The sequence below is a fragment of the Bartonella sp. JB63 genome, from assembly GCF_002022665.1.
Classification (GTDB): Bacteria; Pseudomonadota; Alphaproteobacteria; order Rhizobiales; family Rhizobiaceae; genus Bartonella.
Genome location: NZ_CP019788.1, coordinates 125,314 through 145,298, shown reverse-complemented (window position 1 = coordinate 145,298; position 19,985 = coordinate 125,314). Strand labels below are relative to the sequence as shown.

14 protein-coding genes and 2 tRNA genes are annotated in these 19,985 nt (G+C 34.7%); 10 read left to right on the top strand and 6 right to left on the bottom strand.

All coding sequences use genetic code 11. The features are described from left to right. Positions 1-31: 31 nt before the first annotated feature. Positions 32-1,132, bottom strand: a complete 1,101-nt coding sequence (locus BJB63x_RS00635) for an Mrp/NBP35 family ATP-binding protein (protein ID WP_078718566.1) — start codon at positions 1,130-1,132, stop codon at positions 32-34. Positions 1,133-1,630: 498 nt separating this feature from the next. On the opposite strand from BJB63x_RS00635, the gene rpmH reads away from it, so the two are divergent. The 5 genes from rpmH (at position 1,631) to BJB63x_RS00610 (ending at position 5,559) form a co-directional block, all read left to right on the top strand. Then, a complete protein-coding gene (gene rpmH, locus BJB63x_RS00630; protein WP_005864709.1) occupies positions 1,631-1,765 on the top strand; it encodes a 50S ribosomal protein L34 in 135 nt (44 codons plus the stop codon). A gap of 118 nt (positions 1,766-1,883) precedes the next feature. Continuing rightward, positions 1,884-2,258: a ribonuclease P protein component gene (rnpA, locus tag BJB63x_RS00625; protein WP_078718565.1), complete on the top strand. Its 375-nt coding sequence runs from the start codon at positions 1,884-1,886 to the stop codon at positions 2,256-2,258. 6 nt (positions 2,259-2,264) lie between these two features. Continuing rightward, complete coding sequence (yidC, locus tag BJB63x_RS00620) at positions 2,265-4,097, top strand: membrane protein insertase YidC (protein ID WP_078718564.1); 1,833 nt, start codon at positions 2,265-2,267, stop codon at positions 4,095-4,097. Continuing rightward, on the top strand, positions 4,094-4,732 hold the full coding sequence (yihA, locus tag BJB63x_RS00615) for a ribosome biogenesis GTP-binding protein YihA/YsxC (RefSeq protein ID WP_078718563.1): 639 nt from the start codon (positions 4,094-4,096) through the stop codon (positions 4,730-4,732). The genes yidC and yihA overlap by 4 nt, the downstream gene beginning before the upstream one ends. Positions 4,733-4,866: 134 nt before the next feature. Beyond that, positions 4,867-5,559 carry a glutathione S-transferase family protein gene (locus BJB63x_RS00610; protein WP_078718562.1) on the top strand — a complete coding sequence of 231 codons (693 nt, stop codon included), beginning with the start codon at positions 4,867-4,869 and terminating at the stop codon, positions 5,557-5,559. A 179-nt stretch (positions 5,560-5,738) separates the two neighbouring features. On the opposite strand, the gene BJB63x_RS00605 is transcribed toward BJB63x_RS00610, so the two are convergent. Then, positions 5,739-7,460 (bottom strand): BID domain-containing T4SS effector, encoded by a 1,722-nt coding sequence (locus BJB63x_RS00605; RefSeq protein WP_236823858.1) that lies wholly within the window; start codon positions 7,458-7,460, stop codon positions 5,739-5,741. A 546-nt stretch (positions 7,461-8,006) separates the two neighbouring features. Between BJB63x_RS00605 and dapB the strand changes: the two genes are divergently transcribed. After that, on the top strand, positions 8,007-8,813 hold the full coding sequence (gene dapB, locus BJB63x_RS00600) for a 4-hydroxy-tetrahydrodipicolinate reductase (RefSeq protein WP_078718561.1): 807 nt from the start codon (positions 8,007-8,009) through the stop codon (positions 8,811-8,813). 35 nt (positions 8,814-8,848) lie between these two features. Next, positions 8,849-9,469 carry a 2,3-bisphosphoglycerate-dependent phosphoglycerate mutase gene (locus BJB63x_RS00595; protein WP_078718560.1) on the top strand — a complete coding sequence of 207 codons (621 nt, stop codon included), beginning with the start codon at positions 8,849-8,851 and terminating at the stop codon, positions 9,467-9,469. A gap of 77 nt (positions 9,470-9,546) precedes the next feature. On the opposite strand, the gene BJB63x_RS00590 is transcribed toward BJB63x_RS00595, so the two are convergent. Continuing rightward, positions 9,547-11,292 carry a BID domain-containing T4SS effector gene (locus BJB63x_RS00590; RefSeq protein WP_236823857.1) on the bottom strand — a complete coding sequence of 582 codons (1,746 nt, stop codon included), beginning with the start codon at positions 11,290-11,292 and terminating at the stop codon, positions 9,547-9,549. Positions 11,293-11,607: 315 nt separating this feature from the next. Between BJB63x_RS00590 and BJB63x_RS00585 the strand changes: the two genes are divergently transcribed. Together BJB63x_RS00585 and BJB63x_RS00580 are read left to right on the top strand one after the other, a co-directional pair. Continuing rightward, a tRNA-Leu gene (locus BJB63x_RS00585) sits at positions 11,608-11,692 on the top strand. Positions 11,693-12,200: 508 nt separating this feature from the next. Then, the gene (locus BJB63x_RS00580; RefSeq protein ID WP_078718558.1) at positions 12,201-13,076 is read left to right on the top strand and encodes a YopJ/AvrA family T3SS effector serine/threonine acetyltransferase; all 876 of its coding nucleotides are present in this window, start codon (positions 12,201-12,203) and stop codon (positions 13,074-13,076) included. A gap of 334 nt (positions 13,077-13,410) precedes the next feature. Here the strand turns inward: BJB63x_RS00580 and pgi are convergent, their stop codons facing one another. The 3 genes from pgi to BJB63x_RS00565 all read right to left on the bottom strand — a co-directional run bounded on the left by pgi (position 13,411) and on the right by BJB63x_RS00565 (position 19,526). Beyond that, complete coding sequence (pgi, locus tag BJB63x_RS00575; RefSeq protein ID WP_078719494.1) at positions 13,411-15,054, bottom strand: glucose-6-phosphate isomerase; 1,644 nt, start codon at positions 15,052-15,054, stop codon at positions 13,411-13,413. Between the two features lie 183 nt (positions 15,055-15,237). Then, positions 15,238-18,378 (bottom strand): efflux RND transporter permease subunit, encoded by a 3,141-nt coding sequence (locus BJB63x_RS00570; protein ID WP_078718557.1) that lies wholly within the window; start codon positions 18,376-18,378, stop codon positions 15,238-15,240. Positions 18,379-18,416: 38 nt separating this feature from the next. After that, complete coding sequence (locus BJB63x_RS00565) at positions 18,417-19,526, bottom strand: efflux RND transporter periplasmic adaptor subunit (RefSeq protein WP_078718556.1); 1,110 nt, start codon at positions 19,524-19,526, stop codon at positions 18,417-18,419. A 375-nt stretch (positions 19,527-19,901) separates the two neighbouring features. Here BJB63x_RS00565 and BJB63x_RS00560 point away from each other — a divergent pair. Then, positions 19,902-19,978, top strand: a tRNA-Arg gene (locus tag BJB63x_RS00560). Positions 19,979-19,985 lie beyond the last annotated feature (7 nt).

The following is a 19,985-nucleotide window of genomic DNA, read 5'->3' as shown; positions in this document are numbered from 1 at the left end:
CATTCTATCTCAATAACCGAAAAACACAAATTCAAGAAAATCTATCTTTTATCTGGTGAATTATTGTACGATAAAGGTTGGAATACTCACCCTCAGGATCAGCAACAAAAATTGGCATACCATCATCTGAAGAAGACCGTAAAACTGCATCAAGCGGCACTTCTGCTAAGAAAGGAATTCCCCGACTTTCTGCTTCTGATCGCGCTCCACCATAACCAAAAATATCATAGCGTCTTCCAGTATCAGGAGCAATAAAATAACTCATATTCTCAATAAGCCCTAAAACAGGAACATCAACTTTCATAAACATTTCTATTGCCTTGCGTGCATCAATCAAAGCAAGATCTTGTGGAGTAGAAACAATTAATACACCTGTTAACTGAACCTGTTGAACAAGTGTCAATTGAGTATCTCCTGTTCCTGGAGGCATATCAACTACCAGAATATCAAGAGGTGACCATAAAACATCTCTAAGTAACTGATTTACCGCAGCCATTACCATAGGACCCCGCCACACTATCGGTTTTTCCTCCTCAACCAAAAAACCCATCGACATTAATTTGAGGCCAAATTTTTCAAGAGGCTGGAGCTTTCTACCATTAATCATTGTTGGTTTTTTATTAACAAGTCCTACCAAACGTGGCAGAGATGGGCCATAAATATCTGCATCCATTAAACCCGTTTTAAAACCGGCGTCTTGTAAAGCTAATGCAACATTTATCGCCGTTATAGATTTACCAACCCCCCCTTTTCCAGAAGCAACCGCAATAACATGTCGAACGCCTTCTATTGGCGTCTTCATGAATAAAGCACCAGGCGCTTTACGTCTTGGTGCAAAAACAGTTGTAATTTCATTTACCTGAGAAGAAAATGTTCTCGATTTTTTTTCTGCTGTAAGTGTCACCATAACGGCTTTAACTCCTTCCATAGCAGATACAATTTTTTCAGCAGCAAGACGTAACGGTTCAAATTCCTGCACACACTCATCAGGAACAGTAATAGAAAAAAAAACCCTTCCATCAGCAATAAATATCTCTGAAAGAAGGCCCAGTGATACAATATCACTCTCAAAATTGGGACCTTTAACTTTATGTAACTCTTTGCGGATAGCCTCGCGTGTAATAGGATCCACGCTCTTTCCTCTCTATAAAAATGCCAGATAATACAGCAATAAGGACGAAAAACTCTCAAGTCAACCATCTACCTATTGCTCTTTTGTGAAGATTTCTCAGTGTAAACCATTGATATTCTAAAGATACAATTGATCGGATAGTTCAAAATAAAATAATTCTACGAGTATAAAACTATACAAAATAAAATCATTTATGCTTATATGAAAGCAATATAAAATTTATCTTACACTTTAATTTTTTTAAGTATTTACTTTAGTGCAGAAAATAAAGATAATTAACTCACTTTATAAACTATAATTTTCTCTCAACAAAACTACCAATAAAACGCGTATTGTTTTTCCATTTCTGGAAAACCCTCTGTAATTGACTTTTTTCATGTTTTCTTTTATTGAAAGCTGTGTTCGCTTTAGAAATTTTTTATAATATACAATATATTTATCAATTATCTAATTGTTCAATAGAACCAAGAAGGGCCACACACCGTGGTATTTAAATAAATGAAACGTACTTATCAACCCTCTAAACTTGTTCGTAAACGTCGTCATGGTTTCCGTGCCCGTATGGCAACTGCTGGTGGGCGTAAAGTTATCGCAGCTCGACGTGCTCGTGGTCGAAAGCGGTTATCTGCTTAACTTTCAATTTCACAATAAACTGAAAATGTTTTCTTTATGTAAATAAAAATTCTGTAAATAAAAATTCAGGTATATAAACAAAAGAAAGCATTTAGTAAAACTGCTAAGAATCCTTTATATGAAGCAAAAGCACCCTTGTCGCATTCGCAAGAGAGTAGATTTTTTAGCTGTACGCACAGGAGAAAAGCGGCGGGGTCCTTTATTTTTACTTGAAATAAAACCCCGTGAAAAAGCAATAAAAACAAAACATCCTCTTGCTGCACGTGTAGGTTTTACTGTAACACGGAAACATGGCAATGCTGTCCAACGCAATCGTATCAAAAGACGTTTGCGAGAAGCTGTTCGAGTTGGATTAGTAAATGAAATGCAAGTAGGAACTGATTACGTTATTGTTGCTCACCGTGACGTTCTTCATGCGCCTTTTACATTTCTCATTAGCGAATTAAACCGACGAATGAAGCTAAAAACAAAAAACACAACGGCAATAGGGTAAATATGAATGGAATATAACCGCAATTTTTTTATCGCCATTGGGCTATCTTTTGTGGTTTTTGTGGCGTGGCATTTTTTGTACATTGTTCCTCAACAAGCAAAACTGCAGGAATCAAGAATAATTACACAAAAATCAAATCAAAATTCAGCATTTCCTGCGAATAATATGCATTATTCTAATAATGAATCGAAAGATGAAACAGTATCTATAGCCAATCGTCCTGTAACACCTGAAATTCGTAAAGCAGAATTAGCTAAAACAAACCGTGTTTTAATTAAAACCAATGAACTTGAAGGCTCTATTAATCTTGTTGGTGGAAAATTTGACGATCTTCTTCTCAAAAAATATCGCCTAAAAGTGGATAAAAAATCACCAGAAATTACCTTATTAAACCCTAATGGGTTTAAAACAACTTACTTTGCTGAATTCAGTTTTACGAGTTCATCCTTACCAGCAAAGGCTTTACCACAAGCTAATACACAATGGCAAATTGAAGGTAAAAATACAATATTAACACCTTCAACTCCCATCACTTTAGCCTATAATAATGAACAGGGGCAAATTTTTCGCCGTACTTTTTCAGTCGATGATCATTACATGTTTACCATTAAGGATTCTATTAGCAATGAAAGTAGTAGTCCTATACATCTTTCATCTTATGCTCGAATTGCACGTACCTCCCCACCGGAAGATACAAATGCAACCTATTTTCTTCATGAAGGTATGATTGGTATTGCAGGTGGTTCGCTTAAAACTGAAAAATACACAGCTTTAGCAGAGCTTAATCCTAATCCTAAAGATGGTCAGAAGAGTGTGATTTTTTCTAACATTAAAGGAGGATGGATTGGTATAACGGATAAATATTGGGCTGTAGTAGTTATTCCTCCACAAGATAAAGAATATACAAGCCGTTTTGTTTATTTTGATCGATTAAACACCCATTATCAATCTGACCTGAAAAGTGCACTCTTAACAGTTGCCCCTCATGAAACAAAAACTATCACCCACCGCCTTTTTGCTGGTGCAAAGCGAGTTGAAATCATTAATCACTATCAAAATCAGTTAAAAATCAATAAATTCAGTCTTCTCATTGATTGGGGCTGGTTTGATTTCATTACCAAGCCAATGTTTGCTTTTATTGACATACTTTATAAATATACAGGAAATTTTGGTGTTACTATCCTTCTTATTACAGTACTCTTGAAAATACTTTTATTCCCACTTGCTCATAAATCTTATAAGTCTATGGCGCACATAAAACTTATACAACCAATGATGCTGGAAATTAAAGAAAAATACGCACATGACCGGAATAAACAACAACAAGCAATAATAGAATTGTATAAAACCCAAAAAATTAATCCCCTTGCAGGTTGCTGGCCTATATTGGTTCAATTCCCTATCTTTTTCGCTCTCTATAAAGTTCTTTATATCACTATTGAAATGCGACATGCACCTTTCTTTGGTTGGATTCAAGATTTAGCAGCACCCGATCCAACTTCCATTTTTAATTTATTTGGCTTATTACCTTATGAAGTGCCAACATTTCTTATTCTTGGTGCATGGCCTTTAATTATGGGAATAACAATGTTTTTGCAAATGCAAATGAATCCGCTTCCTCAAGATCCAACACAAGTTATAGTTTTTAGATGGATGCCGGTTATTTTCACTGTTATGCTAGCGTCTTTCCCTGCTGGACTTGTAATCTATTGGGCATGGAACAATATATTGTCGATTATTCAGCAAAGTATCATAATGAAATGTCAAGGCGTAAAAATTGAGTTTTTTGATAATTTGAAAGCTATTGTGCAAAAAGATACCAAAAAAATACATAAATGATGAAATATCCTAACCTTTCCGAACTTTTTGTCCGCAATTGGATTTTCATTCGTGGTGTCCCCACAATGAAATTTCTACCACCCGAAGGACCACCAGAAATTGCATTTGCAGGACGTTCTAATGTTGGAAAATCTTCCCTAATCAATGCATTAGTTCAACAAAAAAACTTAGCACGTACTTCTAATACACCAGGACGTACTCAGGAGTTGAATTATTTCATACCCGATGGTTTTGGACAGTCACAAAATCCTCCTATAGCACTCGTAGATATGCCAGGCTATGGTTTTGCTGAAGCTCCCAAACATCTGGTTAATGCTTGGATGCATTTAATCTTTGATTATTTACGCGGCCGTACAACACTGAAACGCGTTTATGTTCTGATTGATTCACGCCATGGAATTAAAAAAAACGACACCGAGACCCTTAATCTTCTTGACAAAGCAGCAGTCTCTTATCAAATTGTTTTAACCAAAAGTGATAAAATAAAATCAGATGTGCTTAAAGCTTTAATAATGATCACAAAAACAAAACTTCTTAAACATCCAGCAGCTTATCCTGAGATCTTAGTGACCTCTGCAGAAAAAGCTTTCGGTTTAGAAGAATTACGCGCTGCCATTATACAAGTTATTACATAATAAAATACGTCTTAATTAACGTGTTATAAACATAGCGAGCAGTTATTAATAGTATTGTACTTATAGCAAAGAGCTTTTATAAAAATATTTTGTTACTTTAAAGAATCCATCGACTCTATTTGATCGTGTAAACTATGCTAACACTTTTCCATTATCCTCTTTCCTCTGCTTCTCGTTTTATACGCATTATTATTGAAGAATACAGGGTAGCTACTCACCTAATTGAAGAACATGAATGGGCAAGGAGAAGTGAATTTCTTGCACTTAATCCTGCAGGACATTTACCTGTCCTTCTCGCTGAACGCGAAATCCCATTATCAGGTGCCATTGTGATCTATGAGTATTTAGATGAAACACGTGGTAGTTTACGGCAAGAAAAGAGATTTTTTCCAGAAACTTCTTTAGAACGCGCCGAAGTGCGCCGCCTTATTGATTGGTTTTTAAACAAATTTGAAAATGAAGCTACACGCCATATTGTGCGAGAGCGAATCTATAAACGTGAAATGCCATTAGCCATTGGTGGTGGAGCACCTAACTCGCAAATCTTACGCAACGCTCGAGCCAATATTGCACCACATATGAATTACTTAAATTGGCTTTGTGCATCCCGCGACTGGTTAGCTAGTTCTGAATTATCTTACGCTGATTTAGCAGCTGCAGCTTCTGTTTCTGTACTTGATTTTTTAGCAGAAATTGACTGGAAACAATTTCCAGCTGCACGCGAATGGTATACGCGAATTAAATCTCGCCCTTCTTTTCGGCCTATTTTAATGGATCGTGTTCGCGGAATTGCTCCTAGCTCTCATTATGCTGATCTTGACTTCTAACTAGAAGGATAATTCAAACTTTTTATATAAAAATATCCGTACAAAAACTGCATTTTATTATTATGTGAAAGCCTAAATAATAAAGAAATCATTGTACCTTAAATTATCAAAATCTTGATGAGTACAAGTATTTTAATGCTTTCCAAAACAGTTCTCCTCTCACATAAAAATGCAAAACCTCACACCGCCAAATGAACTGCAGGTTTTACTCTCACATCACTAACCTTCAATGCTCTGGCTTGCATGCATATTTCCTGAACTTTCTTGGTTATATCCGAAATTTGCTTCGCTTTATTTACTGATATGCCAACACTTTGAGCAAGTTGTTCATAACGATTCTTACCAATTGCATTATGTTCACTCGGTGAAAAACGAACCTTGACTCTATTCACAAAATCTTCAACTTCTTTGTAAAGTGAAGGATCAGCATTTAAGATTGTCATCCGATCTTCCTTCGGTAAATTAAGAATATCTCGCACTGCTTGGCTAGGCATTTTTAAAACTTGTTGGTAACGTTCTTGTACTAATTGATGCTCTTGAATAATGCTTTCCCTAGTAGAGATGACAACATTTATATAATCATCTATTTTTTTACTAAGATCTGAAACATTCGCTTCAGCTTGCTTGCGTTTCTTAGTTTTCAGACCTAATATTTTAATACCTGAAAACTTAGAAGCAACTTGAGGAAAATTCATAACATTTCTGACATGATGTTCACCCAAACTTGAATCCATGTTAATCAGATCCATATAGTCGTTCACTATTCTCGAATTGCCATAGACAATTTTTGATAAACCCTCGATTTCTCTTCGACACTTTTTGACAGAAGAATTTTTTATAATTCTCCCAACAATTTCTTTCTCCGTTAAAGAAGATAACTTTTCTTCTGGAAGAAGAATATTTTCAAAGCCCTTTGACATTGAAGCCGTAAAAGTAAACTTATCATCAAGTCGTAATGCCTTTACTGTTGCTGGTGAAAGATAATCTTTTTGACATAAAACATAACTTCCTTTCACCATGAGCATAATGGAATCTAGACTACAACCTTTATAAATCCCTGTATATGTCTCCCCCTCATTGGGCATGACAATAAGCTTATTTTGCATCTCTAAAAAAGAGATAATATCCATCTCTCTCATGTATGTCATAAATTCCTTTAAAACGACCACTTTTTCTGGATTGGAGATATCTTCAAAAAGATGGTGCATAGGACTTATATCATCTATATCTTTGCCATCACTTGGTAACGCTGCATTAATAGCAAACCGCATACGTCTTTCTGTCACAACTGAAAAATCAAGCTTATGACCCGCAGCCTCCGCCAGTTGTTCAAAAAATATTCTTTGTGCATATTTATTGCCAACTATAAAAGGATGTATATTATTAAGCAAAGCAAACATCGTCGATGCTTCTTGAATAAATTCTTCACGCGAAAAGCCCTGCAAATTATTCTTCTCGGCAAATGTTTGATCGATTCTTTCTAAGCCTTCTTTAATTTTATTACTGACTGGCACCTTAGTAACTGTGCCATCTGAAAATGTAAATGGAGTATCACAAGTACATCCAGCCCATTCAAACGTCTTTTCATACAAACGCTGGTGAATATATTTTAAATAAGAAGAATCAAACTTTTCGGGTAGCGGTTCTTGTCGTAGATTAACAATCGCTGCCGCTAAATCAGATTTATATCTCTTCTCAAAATCTTTACCTTTCATTCCATATTTATTTTTTAGTGTCATACCATCAGAATAGGTATAACCATAAGTTAGAATAGGACAGGATAGGTGTAGTCCATAAATCTTTGGGATATAATTATTCATATTTTGTATATAATCACGTGTATTTGCGTAGTAACTTAATCGATCAGCTAAGCTTCTAGCATTGATTAATTGATCTTCCATATTCACTCATTTTTCTCCAATTTTAATTGCTCTTTGTAAAAATTAGTGAGAGATATATTATTGTTTTGACAATAAATAGCTATTCTAGATTTTATCATGTTACTTAAATCTTTATAACTTGATCTTTTAGACATGTTTCCAAGCAAATTAAGATAAGTATTATCGATCATATAAATGATTAAAAAATTCTTAATCGTTAAACTAGATATGACTTTCCCGCTTCGGTCTGGTTCTAATGCATAAATATTATAACTAATTTAAAATATTTTACACTTTTTATGCAAATTCTTATACTTAGCCTATACTCCTGCCTCTCTGGTATCAAAAGAAAGTTCCTCTTCTTCTTCAACTGAATTAGTGATATTGCAAGAGTAAGTTTAGAGCAGTCATTGTAACTACAAAATGACGAAATACGAAAATAAACAGATTATAAATTTATAATAAAACAATGCAAAATAAGTTGTTCACTTATATAAATAAAGAACAGTTGGAAAAAAAGAGAATTTGCCTATAATTTTAACAATCAAATGTCATAAGGAGAGAAATATGCGCCTTGCAGTTGTTGGTGCTAATGGAAAAATGGGGCGAGAACTAATTACAGCTCTGCAATACAGGCAAGATGTAAAGCTGAGCGCTGCAATCGTACGCAAAGGATCACCTTTTGTAGGAGAAGATGCCAGCATATTGATTGGTTCAAACTTACTTAAAATTCCCATCACTGATGATCTTGAAAATGCCTTTTCTAATGCAGAATGTATTCTGGACTTTTCTCAGCCACAAGCTAGCATCGTTTATGCAGATTACGCTGCCCAAAAAGGTCTTATACACATTATTGGAACAACTGGATTCAGCAAAAAAGAGGAAATGCAAATTGCTGCTTTTGCAAAACATACAACTATTGTCAAATCCGGGAATATGAGTCTCGGCATTAATCTTTTAGCTAATCTCGTGAAAAAAGCAGCTCAAGCATTAGAAGCTAACGATTTTGATATTGAAATTTATGAAATGCATCATGCCGAAAAAGTTGATGCTCCTTCTGGTACAGCCCTTCTTCTTGGAAATGCAGCAGCTAAAGGACGCAATGTTAAACTCAACGATGTCAATATTAGCGAACGCAATCGCTATACAGGTAAACGCAAAAAAGGCACTATTGGTTTCACCTGCTCACGAGGAGGGACAGTTATTGGTGATCACAGTGTTACTTTTGCAGGTTTTAATGAACGCATCGTTCTTTCACACATAGCGCAGAAACGTTCTATTTTTGCTAACGGTGCATTAAAAGCAGCACTATGGGCAAAAGAACGCAAAAAGGGTCTTTATTCAATGATTGATGTTCTAGGATTAAAAGATTAATTGTTATAATCAACAGTGATCATAGGAAGTTTACCATGGGACGTACACTTGTATTAATTCGTCATGGACAAAGTGAATGGAATCTAACTAATCGTTTCACTGGTTGGAAAAATCCAGCTTTGACAGAAAAAGGTCATACAGAAGCAATAACAGCAGGACAAAATCTAAAAGCAGCTGGATTTAAATTTGATATCGTTTATACATCTGCTTTGCAGCGAGCACAAAAAACTGCAGAACACATCTTAGAACAACTAGGACAATCAAACCTTCACTTAGTGAAAAACACAGCATTGAATGAACGCGATTATGGTGATTTATCCGGTTTAAATAAAGATGAAGCACGTCAAAAATGGGGAGACAAACAGGTGCATATTTGGCGTCGTTCTTATACCATTGCCCCTCCTAATGGAGAGAGCCTGCGTGATACCGGTGCACGCGTTTGGCCTTATTATCTTTATCATATTCAACCTCATATTTTATGCTCTAAAACTGTTCTAATCGTAGCACATGGCAATTCTCTTCGTGCTCTTATTATGCACCTTGAAGGCCTAAATAATGAAGAAATCATGTCGCAAGAATTAGAAACTGGAATTCCTATTATTTACGAATTCAACACTGACTCAACAATTAAATCAAAAGAAATCATTGTACCTTAAATTATCAAAATCTTGATGAGTACAAGTATTTTAATGCTTTCCAAAACAGTTCTCCTCTCACATAAAAATGCAAAACCTCACACCGCCAAATGAACTGCAGGTTTTACTCTCACATCACTAACCTTCAATGCTCTGGCTTGCATGCATATTTCCTGAACTTTCTTGGTTATATCCGAAATTTGCTTCGCTTTATTTACTGATATGCCAACACTTTGAGCAAGTTGTTCATAACGATTCTTACCAATTGCATTATGTTCACTCGGTGAAAAACGAACCTTGACTCTATTCACAAAATCTTCAACTTCTTTGTAAAGTGAAGGATCAGCATTTAAGATTGTCATCCGATCTTCCTTCGGTAAATTAAGAATATCTCGCACTGCTTGGCTAGGCATTTTTAAAACTTGTTGGTAACGTTCTTGTACTAATTGATGCTCTTGAATAATGCTTTCCCTAGTAGAGATGACAACATTTATATAATCATCTATTTTTTTACTAAGATCTGAAACATTCGCTTCAGCTTGCTTGCGTTTCTTAGTTTTCAGACCTAATATTTTAATACCTGAAAACTTAGAAGCAACTTGAGGAAAATTCATAACATTTCTGACATGATGTTCACCCAAACTTGAATCCATGTTAATCAGATCCATATAGTCGTTCACTATTCTCGAATTGCCATAGACAATTTTTGATAAACCCTCGATTTCTCTTCGACACTTTTTGACAGAAGAATTTTTTATAATTCTCCCAACAATTTCTTTCTCCGTTAAAGAAGATAACTTTTCTTCTGGAAGAAGAATATTTTCAAAGCCCTTTGACATTGAAGCCGTAAAAGTAAACTTATCATCAAGTCGTAATGCCTTTACTGTTGCTGGTGAAAGATAATCTTTTTGACATAAAACATAACTTCCTTTCACCATGAGCATAATGGAATCTAGACTACAACCTTTATAAATCCCTGTATATGTCTCCCCCTCATTGGGCATGACAATAAGCTTATTTTGCATCTCTAAAAAAGAGATAATATCCATCTCTCTCATGTATGTCATAAATTCCTTTAAAACGACCACTTTTTCTGGATTGGAGATATCTTCAAAAAGATGGTGCATAGGACTTATATCATCTATATCTTTGCCATCACTTGGTAACGCTGCATTAATAGCAAACCGCATACGTCTTTCTGTCACAACTGAAAAATCAAGCTTATGACCCGCAGCCTCCGCCAGTTGTTCAAAAAATATTCTTTGTGCATATTTATTGCCAACTATAAAAGGATGTATATTATTAAGCAAAGCAAACATCGTCGATGCTTCTTGAATAAATTCTTCACGCGAAAAGCCCTGCAAATTATTCTTCTCGGCAAATGTTTGATCGATTCTTTCTAAGCCTTCTTTAATTTTATTACTGACTGGCACCTTAGTAACTGTGCCATCTGAAAATGTAAATGGAGTATCACAAGTACATCCAGCCCATTCAAACGTCTTTTCATACAAACGCTGGTGAATATATTTTAAATAAGAAGAATCAAACTTTTCGGGTAGCGGTTCTTGTCGTAGATTAACAATCGCTGCCGCTAAATCAGATTTATATCTCTTCTCAAAATCTTTACCTTTCATTCCATATTTATTTTTTAGTGTCATATCATCAGAATAGGTATAACCATAAGTTAGGATAGGATAGGATAGGATAGGATAGGATAGGATAGGATAGGTGTAGTCATAAATCTTTGGGATATAATTATTCATATTTTGTATATAATCACGTATATTTGCGTAGTAACTTAATCGATCAGCTAAGCTTCTAGCATTGATTAATTGATCTTCCATATTCACTCATTTTTCTCCAATTTTAATTGCTCTTTGTAAAAATTAGTGAGAGATATATTATTGTTTTGACAATAAATAGCTATAAGAATAAATTTATAATTTCTGGGAATTATTCTCAATATGTTTTTTAATAATCTAATTCTTAGATTTTGTTATTATATTGCTTGAATGATATATTCGTAAAAACTTTTCGATTAATTATTATTTTTTTACATACGTTGATTTCATCAGTAAAATCTTTAATAGTTTCAATTAATCGATAATTCTATAAATACATTGACAGAATATATTTCATAGGCTTAGATGAATTTCTTTGCCCAAATGGCGAAATTGGTAGACGCGCAGATTTCAGGTATCTGTGCCACAAGGCGTGGAGGTTCGAATCCTCTTTTGGGCACCAAGTACTTTGACATAATATAGTGATATTTTTAATTTGGGAGAATAGGATTTTACATTTCCTTTAACAACAGTGTAAAAAAGTTCTTGCTAATGCTCCAAATAAACTAAAAAATACCATTACTGCTATCATTAGATTTTTTTTCATCTACTAATTTCCATTTTGCTGAAAAAATTGTTTACTAATAAGCAACTTTAAAAGTTTGTGAGACAAACACAATGGTAATACCAACAAAAATTTCACTATAGCTAGGTAATAATAAAACTATATTTGTTTCAATACACAGAAAGAAAATTTCCGAATATAAAGCTTTGAAGATAATGATATCATTTTTTTAATGTTGCTGATCATTTTAGTTTAGATCGCACATTCAAAATTTTTCATAAAAACATCTTAGATTCAAAGCATTGATTTTATCTCATTTCTTTTTAGGAAAAAAATGATACGTAGCATAATTTAGTCACAGTAATGGTGTTAATGTTCAAATTCTGTTCTTATAGGAGAGTAGTTGATGTGGAACTTATTAAGTACAATAAAAAATGCTATTGGTTTACCTAACACTAAAACTGAAGATGAATGCGACTTTAGTAGTACATCGCTAGAAAATATTATTACAGCTTTAGAGGATGATATCGAGAGTAATCGATTTTATAATACAGAGTACGCACGAATAGATTTTAAAATGATGCCTGCCTTGGTAAAGCAGGCAAACAATAAATATCCAGAGATGAATCTTACATTGATTAAAGAACCTATAGACTTCGTTTCACCATTCAAAAAAACAATTAAGAAAGGGATTCAGTCTTCTAGATATATGATTAATGTAGGAGCAAATAATCAATTCCATTTTGGAGTAGTTGATCATCAAACTCTCAATAACAAAATATCCCTGATATTATTTGAACCGGTAAGCTTTAATCTTATAAAACCAGCGCTTCTAGGAGCAAAAATGCAAACAATCATAGAAACTCGATTACCTTCGAGTATTTATTTTTCTATGGTGGAAATGAATATTCAACGAAGTATGTCTGAATGTGGAATTTTTAGTCTGTCTCTCGCAAAAAAGCTTTATCTTCAATCTGATAAATTAAAAAAATTACATATAGATAATATTGAAGGTAAATGGGACAGAAGCACCCGTTTATCTCATGATGTTTTGGACAAATATCTTCCAGTAAGCTTTTATAAACACACGCAAAGTTTAAGACGTCTTGAGACGTATGTGCAAAAAAATCCAGGGTCTGAAAATGAAATTGTTAACAAAAAAAATGAAACTATTTTTGAGAGATTTGAAAAAAATTTGGTTACATTACCATGGCTTAATAAAAATATATCTGCCTCAGCACACAGAAAAAGGGTTTCAGAATATAAATCTCTGATTAGATGATGATATAATTTTTTAACGTTGTTGGCTAATGTGAATAAAGATATATATTATTGAGTGCATAATTTATTAGATTTAGTGATTTTGTCTACTTTTTAAAATTTATAATATACCAAATCAACATTATAAATTAAAAAGAGTAAGTATACTCTTTTGAATGCTTTTCCTGAAAAAATACTCTATGCTAATACAATTAATGTAAAATAATTATATAGTTTGAGGATTGATTTTATATATTTTCTCTATTTTTTTCTACGTTATAGCTCCATAAATTTGATAACTGACCTCTAAAAGACTTTCACATTAAATGCACAGTAAATTAAATGCAAAAACTTCTTTATTTAATACGCTTTTCTTGAATATAGGCTAATAATCCTAATGTTGAACTATCATGGTCGTTACTTTTATTTTCCTCACAAATCATTGGTAATAATTCATTTGCTAGCTCTTTGCCAAACTCAACACCCCATTGATCAAATGAATTAATGTTCATCAAAATACCTTCAACAAAAACACGATGCTCATAAAGTGCAATTAAACGACCAAGCGTAAAAGGCGTTAATAGATCTTGGAGGAATATAAGATTGGGCCGGTTTCCTTTACAACTTTTATGAAGCGCTAAATCATTTACTTCAGTATCGTCAACTCCACGAATAGTGTGTCGTACTTCTTCAATATTACGGCCCCTCATCAAAGCTTCTGACTGTGCTAAACAATTAGCCACCAGTATATCATGCATATGGCATAAATTTGGCTCATGCCCTTTTACAAATAGAATAAATTCTACAGGAACAACATCTGTTCCTTGATGTAAAAATTGAAAAAAAGCATGTTGTCCATTTGTTCCTGAAGAACCCCAAACAACTGGTCCACTTGGAAAATTCATTGGTTTACCATCCAAAAAAACCTGTTTGCCATTTGATTCCATATCAAGCTGCTGTAAATAAGCTGGAAAACGCTCTAAACGCTGCGCATAAGGAATAACAGCTCGCGATGTATAACCACAAACAATACGATGCCAGAATCCTAAAAGAGCAAACCGAATAGGAATATTCTGATGTAAAGGTGCACTCTTAAAATGTTGATCCATCTGCTGAGCGCCTTTGAGAAATTGACGAAAATTCTGAGCACCTATTGCTAACATAATAACAAGACCAATTGCTGACCAAACTGAATAACGTCCCCCTACCCAATCCCAAAATTTAAAAATTTTTGATGAATCTATACCAAATTCTATCACTTTATCGACTGTACTTGATACAGCAACGAAATGCCTTCTTATTGCTTCCTTACCTAAATGTGCACTGATCCACTGACGTGCAACATGAGCATTAACCATTGTCTCAATGGTAGTAAAAGTTTTAGAAGCAACAATAAATAACGTCGTCGCTGGATTTAAATCAGTAAGAATATCAGAAATGTGCGCACTATCAATATTAGAAACAAAATGGCAACGCGGACCATCATGATATGGTTTCAAAGCACTAGTCACCATTGCAGGCCCAAGATCAGAGCCTCCAATACCAATATTTACAACATCAAGTATCCTCTCACCACTGCTTCCCTTATAGCTACCATCGCGAACCATTTTAGAAAATGTTTCCATATGAGCAAAAACAGCTTGGATATCTCGAACAATATCACGTCCGCCTAACATAAAAATTTCATCAGAAGAGAAACGTAATGCAACGTGAAGAGCTGAGCGCTTTTCAGTTATATTAATAACTTCACCAGAAAACATCGCTTTGCGCCAGCCTAATACATCTGCCGCAATAGCAAGATTATCCAAAAGTTGCAACGTATTAAATGTCACACCGCATTTTGAAAAATCAAAAAGAAGATCATCAAGTCTTAGAGAAAAATGAGCAAAACGTTGCGCATCTTGTGCAAAGAGTTGACGAATATCACAAACTCCATCTTTTATAAGATGCTGTTTTAATGCTCTCAAAGCTTGCTTAAAAGCTTTTTCATTACGAATTATCAATTATATCTCCATAACCAATTGATAATAGAGTTTTAAACATCGATAACAAGACAGAGAACTATCCAACTTATTTAATTCATTCTTGTTGCCCATTCAAAAAACAAAGCGATAAAACGAAAAAGATAAAATATTACAATGATATCTTTAAATAAAAACTTAAAAAATCTATTAACCTTTTATTTAAGAAAAGTCATTCAATTTGGCTGAGTTCTTTTTTAAACGCATCTCGTTTTCTGTTTTTGGTTGTATAAAACGTCCAAGTAAGAGATAAACAACTGGTGTCACATAAAGAGTAAAAATCGTTGCTAAACCTAAACCACCAACAATAACCCACCCTAAAGCTATACGTGCTTCTGCACCAGCACCTTTTGCTAAAACTAAAGGAATTCCTCCTAAGATAGCGCAAATCATCGTCATACACACTGGACGAAGACGAATATTCGATGCATCTTCTACAGCTTCACACACGCTTTTACCTTGATCACGTAACTGATCTGCAAATTCAACAATCAGAATACCATTTTTGGCCATAACTCCAACCAATAAAATCAAACCAATTTGACTATAAACATTTAGACTAACACCGCTAAAAAGCATAGCAATTATAGCACAACCGATTCCTAACGGTACAGTAGCCATTATAATAAAACCTGAAATAAAACTCTCAAATTGTGCAGCTAAAACTAATAAAATAATCACAAAGGCAATACCAAAAACAATCATAAAACCAGAAGATGTTTCACTAAATGTCTCAGCTTCCCCCAAAGGAACAATATAATTTCCTTCCAATAATAAAGGAGAAGCGATATCCTGTATAATTTGATACGCATTTCCCAAAGAAACACCTGGAGCAAGACCAGCACTCAAAACAACAGCACTCATACGTTTTTCCCGTTTCAACTGAGGCGCAATAGCTTTTTCATGCAAATCTGCAATAACTGATAAAGGAACATATTTATTATCTGTAGTTTTAAAAAAGATATTCTCCAAATCAGCAGGATTATTAATAGGACTCTTACGCGATGTTAGTTTAACATCATAAGAATGATCATCTACATAAATGGAACCAATTTTTCTTCCATCTAACATTGCTTGTAGCGTATTACTCAAATTGGTGATATCAATACCTAAATCAGAAGCTTTCTCTCGATTAATTTCAATAAAAAATTGTGGTTGTGTTGCATCTACCGTAAGCCGTGGACGAACGAAACGTGCATCAGCCTGCAAAATTTTAATAAGCTCACCAGCAGTGGATTGTAATTTTGTATAATCATCCCCAAGGATTGCAAATTGTAATCCTTGACCAGTTCCTCGGATCCCCAATGAGTTACCTTGAGCTGCAAATACAATTACTGCCGGAAATTCCTTAACCCTCCTATTAATATCTTTCACAATTTCTTGCTGACCTCGAGAACGCTGATCCCAAGACGAAAGCAACAAAACGAGAAAAGCACTATTAGGTGAACCACCAATTCCAGCGATAGAGTAGCTATTAATAATTTCACCAGAATCGCGTAAAGGCTCTAAGCTCGCTTCAATCTGTTTCACCTGCTCATTCAAATATTGCACTGAAATCCCTTGTGGTCCATTAATAACCAGAAGGACAACTGCCCTATCTTCTTCTGGTGTTAGCTCCTGTTTTAATTTCATATAGCCTCCAAAACAAAAGCCTGCAAAAATAAGTGAGACCAATATGACAGTCCAAGGACGTTCTAAACATTTATGTAAACTATAAGCATAACTTCTACTAAAAAAAGCACCCAATTTATCCAAAAGAACAAAACAATACGCTCCTCTATTTTTTTCAACATCTTTTCTAAAAAAGCGTGAAGCAAGCATGGGACAAAGTGTCAAAGCAACAACTGAAGAAAGCAAAATAGAAATAGCCAAAACAAAACCGAATTCTTTAAAAAGTCCTCCAACCTGCCCAGGAAGAAAAGAAATAGGTACAAAAACAGCAACCAAAGTCAATGTCGTTGCTAAAACAGCAAAAAATACTTCTCGCGTTCCTACTACTGCCGCTGATCGAGATCCTAATCCTATATTGCGCCATCGCACAATATTCTCTAGAACAACAATTGCATCATCCACAACAAGCCCCGTGGCCAAAATAAGTCCTAAAAACGTCAGAATATTCAATGAAAAACCTGCAAGATAAATCGCTGCAATTGTCCCAATAAGAGTAACTGGAATAGATAACACAGGAATAAGTGTTACACGAATATCTCTAAGAAAAAGAAAAAGAACTAAAATAACACTCAATATAGCGATAACTAAGGTAATCTTAACTTCATGAAGAGCACTTTTAATAAAAATAGCATCATCACTAAGAATACTCATCTGCACAGAGGAAGGCAGAACAATTTTAAGATTTTCAAGAACTGCACGAACACCTTCAGAAATATTAAGGGTATTAGATTGGGCTTTGCGCACAATCCCCATCCCTATCCCTGTCTTCCCATTAATACGAAGAATAACTGTTTCTACATCAGGGGATAAAGTGACATGAGCAATATCTCCAAGTCGTACATGAGGTTTTAAAAAAACTTGTTCAAAAGCTTCAGGCGTTGTCAAACGAGCAGTCGCACGTACAATTAAAGTTTGTATAGAATTGCGCAATGATCCTACAGGAGCATCAACTGTCATATCAGCAAGAACACGCGAAATATCTGATACAGTCAATCCATAGCTAGCAAGCTTAACTTGATCAACATCAATCTGAAAAATCTTTGTACGAGCATTATCAACTTGCACATCACCAACACCATCAACAGCAGAAAGCGCATCAACAATCTGATCATTTACAACCGTTGTTAAATCATCAATACTCATTGTTGATGAAGTCACAACTAAATACATCATTGAAGCAGCATTTGAATCTGCTTTAATAATTAAAGGTGAATCTGCATCTTCGGGTAGAGAGTAAGCAATACGAGAAATGGCATCACGAATATCAGATGCTGCAACATTTAAATCGACACCAACATTAAAATTAATTTGCACACGGGAACGACCAAAAGAAGAAGTTGAAGAAATCGTTTTAACCCCTGAAACACGAGCAACAGCATCTTCTATAACTTTTGTAATCTCACGATCAACTGTTTCTGCCGATGCACCAGAGAAAATTGTCATAATCGTCGTTACTGGAGTATCAACATCTGGCAATTCACGTACATCAACATTCATCCATGCAGCAAATCCTGCAATCATGATCATAGCGTTCACAACAAAAGTGAAAACTGGTCTCCGAATAAACAATGCGATCATACCGCCTTGCTCTGATTGCGTTATAGACTGTTTTTCCTTAAATTCTTGACTCATTTATATCCCGATATATCCTGCTCACTCATCACCAATAATTACTGTTGAGGACCTTTTGAGTCTTCAATAATGACATTTCTACCTGGATAAAGCACTTGTACCCCCTGAATAACAACTTGAGTATCATTTTCTAGAAAAGCCTTCACAAACACTTGATCTGTTTTATGCTTAACAATTGATACTGGAATACGTTCTACCTTATTTTCTTTTACGCACCATACAAACGACCCGTTACTATCCCATTGAACAGCAAGGGGATTAACAACAGGAAATAAACCACTATCAAATTGAAATGTAACAGAAAAAGACATACCAGACATAAGTGTATCTTTTTCATTCTCAATCTCAACTTGAACGTGAAATGTACGACTTGCAACGTCAACTATATTATCAATCGCATAAATATGTCCAACAAAAGTTTCACTAGATTGGGTTGCTAAAGTTACAGCTACTTCATCTCCTTTACTAATACGTGATGCATATCGTTCAGGTACCCATATATCGATCAAAATGCGCTCTCTATTTTCAATACGACCTATTTCAGTATTAATAGCAACGGCATTCCCTACATCAATAGGTAAAATACCAACAATTCCACTAATTGGTGTACGAATTGTTCGCCGATCAAGCGCTAATTCAGCATCACGCAAAACCAGATTCGCATTATCTAACTCTAAACGTGCCGTGAGTTCTTGAACTTCTGTTGCTGTATTAGTAGCACGTAGCTTAAGAATACGCGAAAGCGTTAAAGCACTATTATCACGTTGCACCTTTGCTCTTGCAGCCGCTATTTCTTCCTTTTTGGAATCAAGTTTTGCAATCAAATCACCAGCTTGCACCTTTTCCCCAGCTGATACAAAAAGTTTATCAACAACACCTGCTGACCAGGGAGTTAATCCTACCGTTGCAATAGCTCTTCCGTTGCCAATTACATTAAGCTTTTCATCAAATTTTTTAATTTTAACAGAATCAACAATAACTTTTGCTGCAGACATACCTGTTGGTGAATTTAATGTTTTATGCGACATATTTTTTGTTTGATCCACTGAACGAGTAGAGTTTTCTGAACCATGTTTTGACTTACAATAAGAAATAATCAAAACGAAAGCTAAAAGTACCAATGGAACAGTTTTTTTCAACAACCCCATACCTCTAATCCTTGATTTATAATGAATATGCATATCTGTATGAAATAATTTTATGCAATATTTAAGTTTTAGCTAAAACCAAATTGCAGATAATATCTTTTAAACTCTCATCACAAAAACGTATCTCATTTATACTTGACTATCTTTCGTAGATCACACCGTCAAGTTAACTATCGTTCATATTGAAATTTTACTACAACACAATGATATAAATTCTATGCAGAGACTGTATAGTAACTCAAAAATTACAATACTACTTAAACAACATATAATGGTTCAACAGATAAAAATCTTTATTTTTACCAAGTTTCACTTGTAATTCATTAACGAAACGATTAAGAACCCCATATCCTAACGATATGAAAAATTGAATGTGCACCCGTAGCTCAGCTGGATAGAGCACCAGACTACGAATCTGGGGGTCAGGAGTTCGAATCTCTTCGGGTGCGCCAATGGATT

What these genes read in the sequence shown, in the direction of transcription:
- rpmH (WP_005864709.1), top strand. Translation starts at nt 1,631, where the DNA reads ATGAAACGTACTTATCAACCCTCTAAACTTGTTCGTAAACGTCGTCAT.
- rnpA (WP_078718565.1), top strand. Translation starts at nt 1,884, where the DNA reads ATGAAGCAAAAGCACCCTTGTCGCATTCGCAAGAGAGTAGATTTTTTA.
- yidC (WP_078718564.1), top strand. Translation starts at nt 2,265, where the DNA reads ATGGAATATAACCGCAATTTTTTTATCGCCATTGGGCTATCTTTTGTG.
- yihA (WP_078718563.1), top strand. Translation starts at nt 4,094, where the DNA reads ATGATGAAATATCCTAACCTTTCCGAACTTTTTGTCCGCAATTGGATT.
- BJB63x_RS00610 (WP_078718562.1), top strand. Translation starts at nt 4,867, where the DNA reads ATGCTAACACTTTTCCATTATCCTCTTTCCTCTGCTTCTCGTTTTATA.
- BJB63x_RS00605 (WP_236823858.1), bottom strand. Translation starts at nt 7,460, where the DNA reads ATGGAAGATCAATTAATCAATGCTAGAAGCTTAGCTGATCGATTAAGT.
- dapB (WP_078718561.1), top strand. Translation starts at nt 8,007, where the DNA reads ATGCGCCTTGCAGTTGTTGGTGCTAATGGAAAAATGGGGCGAGAACTA.
- BJB63x_RS00595 (WP_078718560.1), top strand. Translation starts at nt 8,849, where the DNA reads ATGGGACGTACACTTGTATTAATTCGTCATGGACAAAGTGAATGGAAT.
- BJB63x_RS00590 (WP_236823857.1), bottom strand. Translation starts at nt 11,292, where the DNA reads ATGGAAGATCAATTAATCAATGCTAGAAGCTTAGCTGATCGATTAAGT.
- BJB63x_RS00580 (WP_078718558.1), top strand. Translation starts at nt 12,201, where the DNA reads ATGTGGAACTTATTAAGTACAATAAAAAATGCTATTGGTTTACCTAAC.
- BJB63x_RS00570 (WP_078718557.1), bottom strand. Translation starts at nt 18,378, where the DNA reads ATGAGTCAAGAATTTAAGGAAAAACAGTCTATAACGCAATCAGAGCAA.
- BJB63x_RS00565 (WP_078718556.1), bottom strand. Translation starts at nt 19,526, where the DNA reads ATGGGGTTGTTGAAAAAAACTGTTCCATTGGTACTTTTAGCTTTCGTT.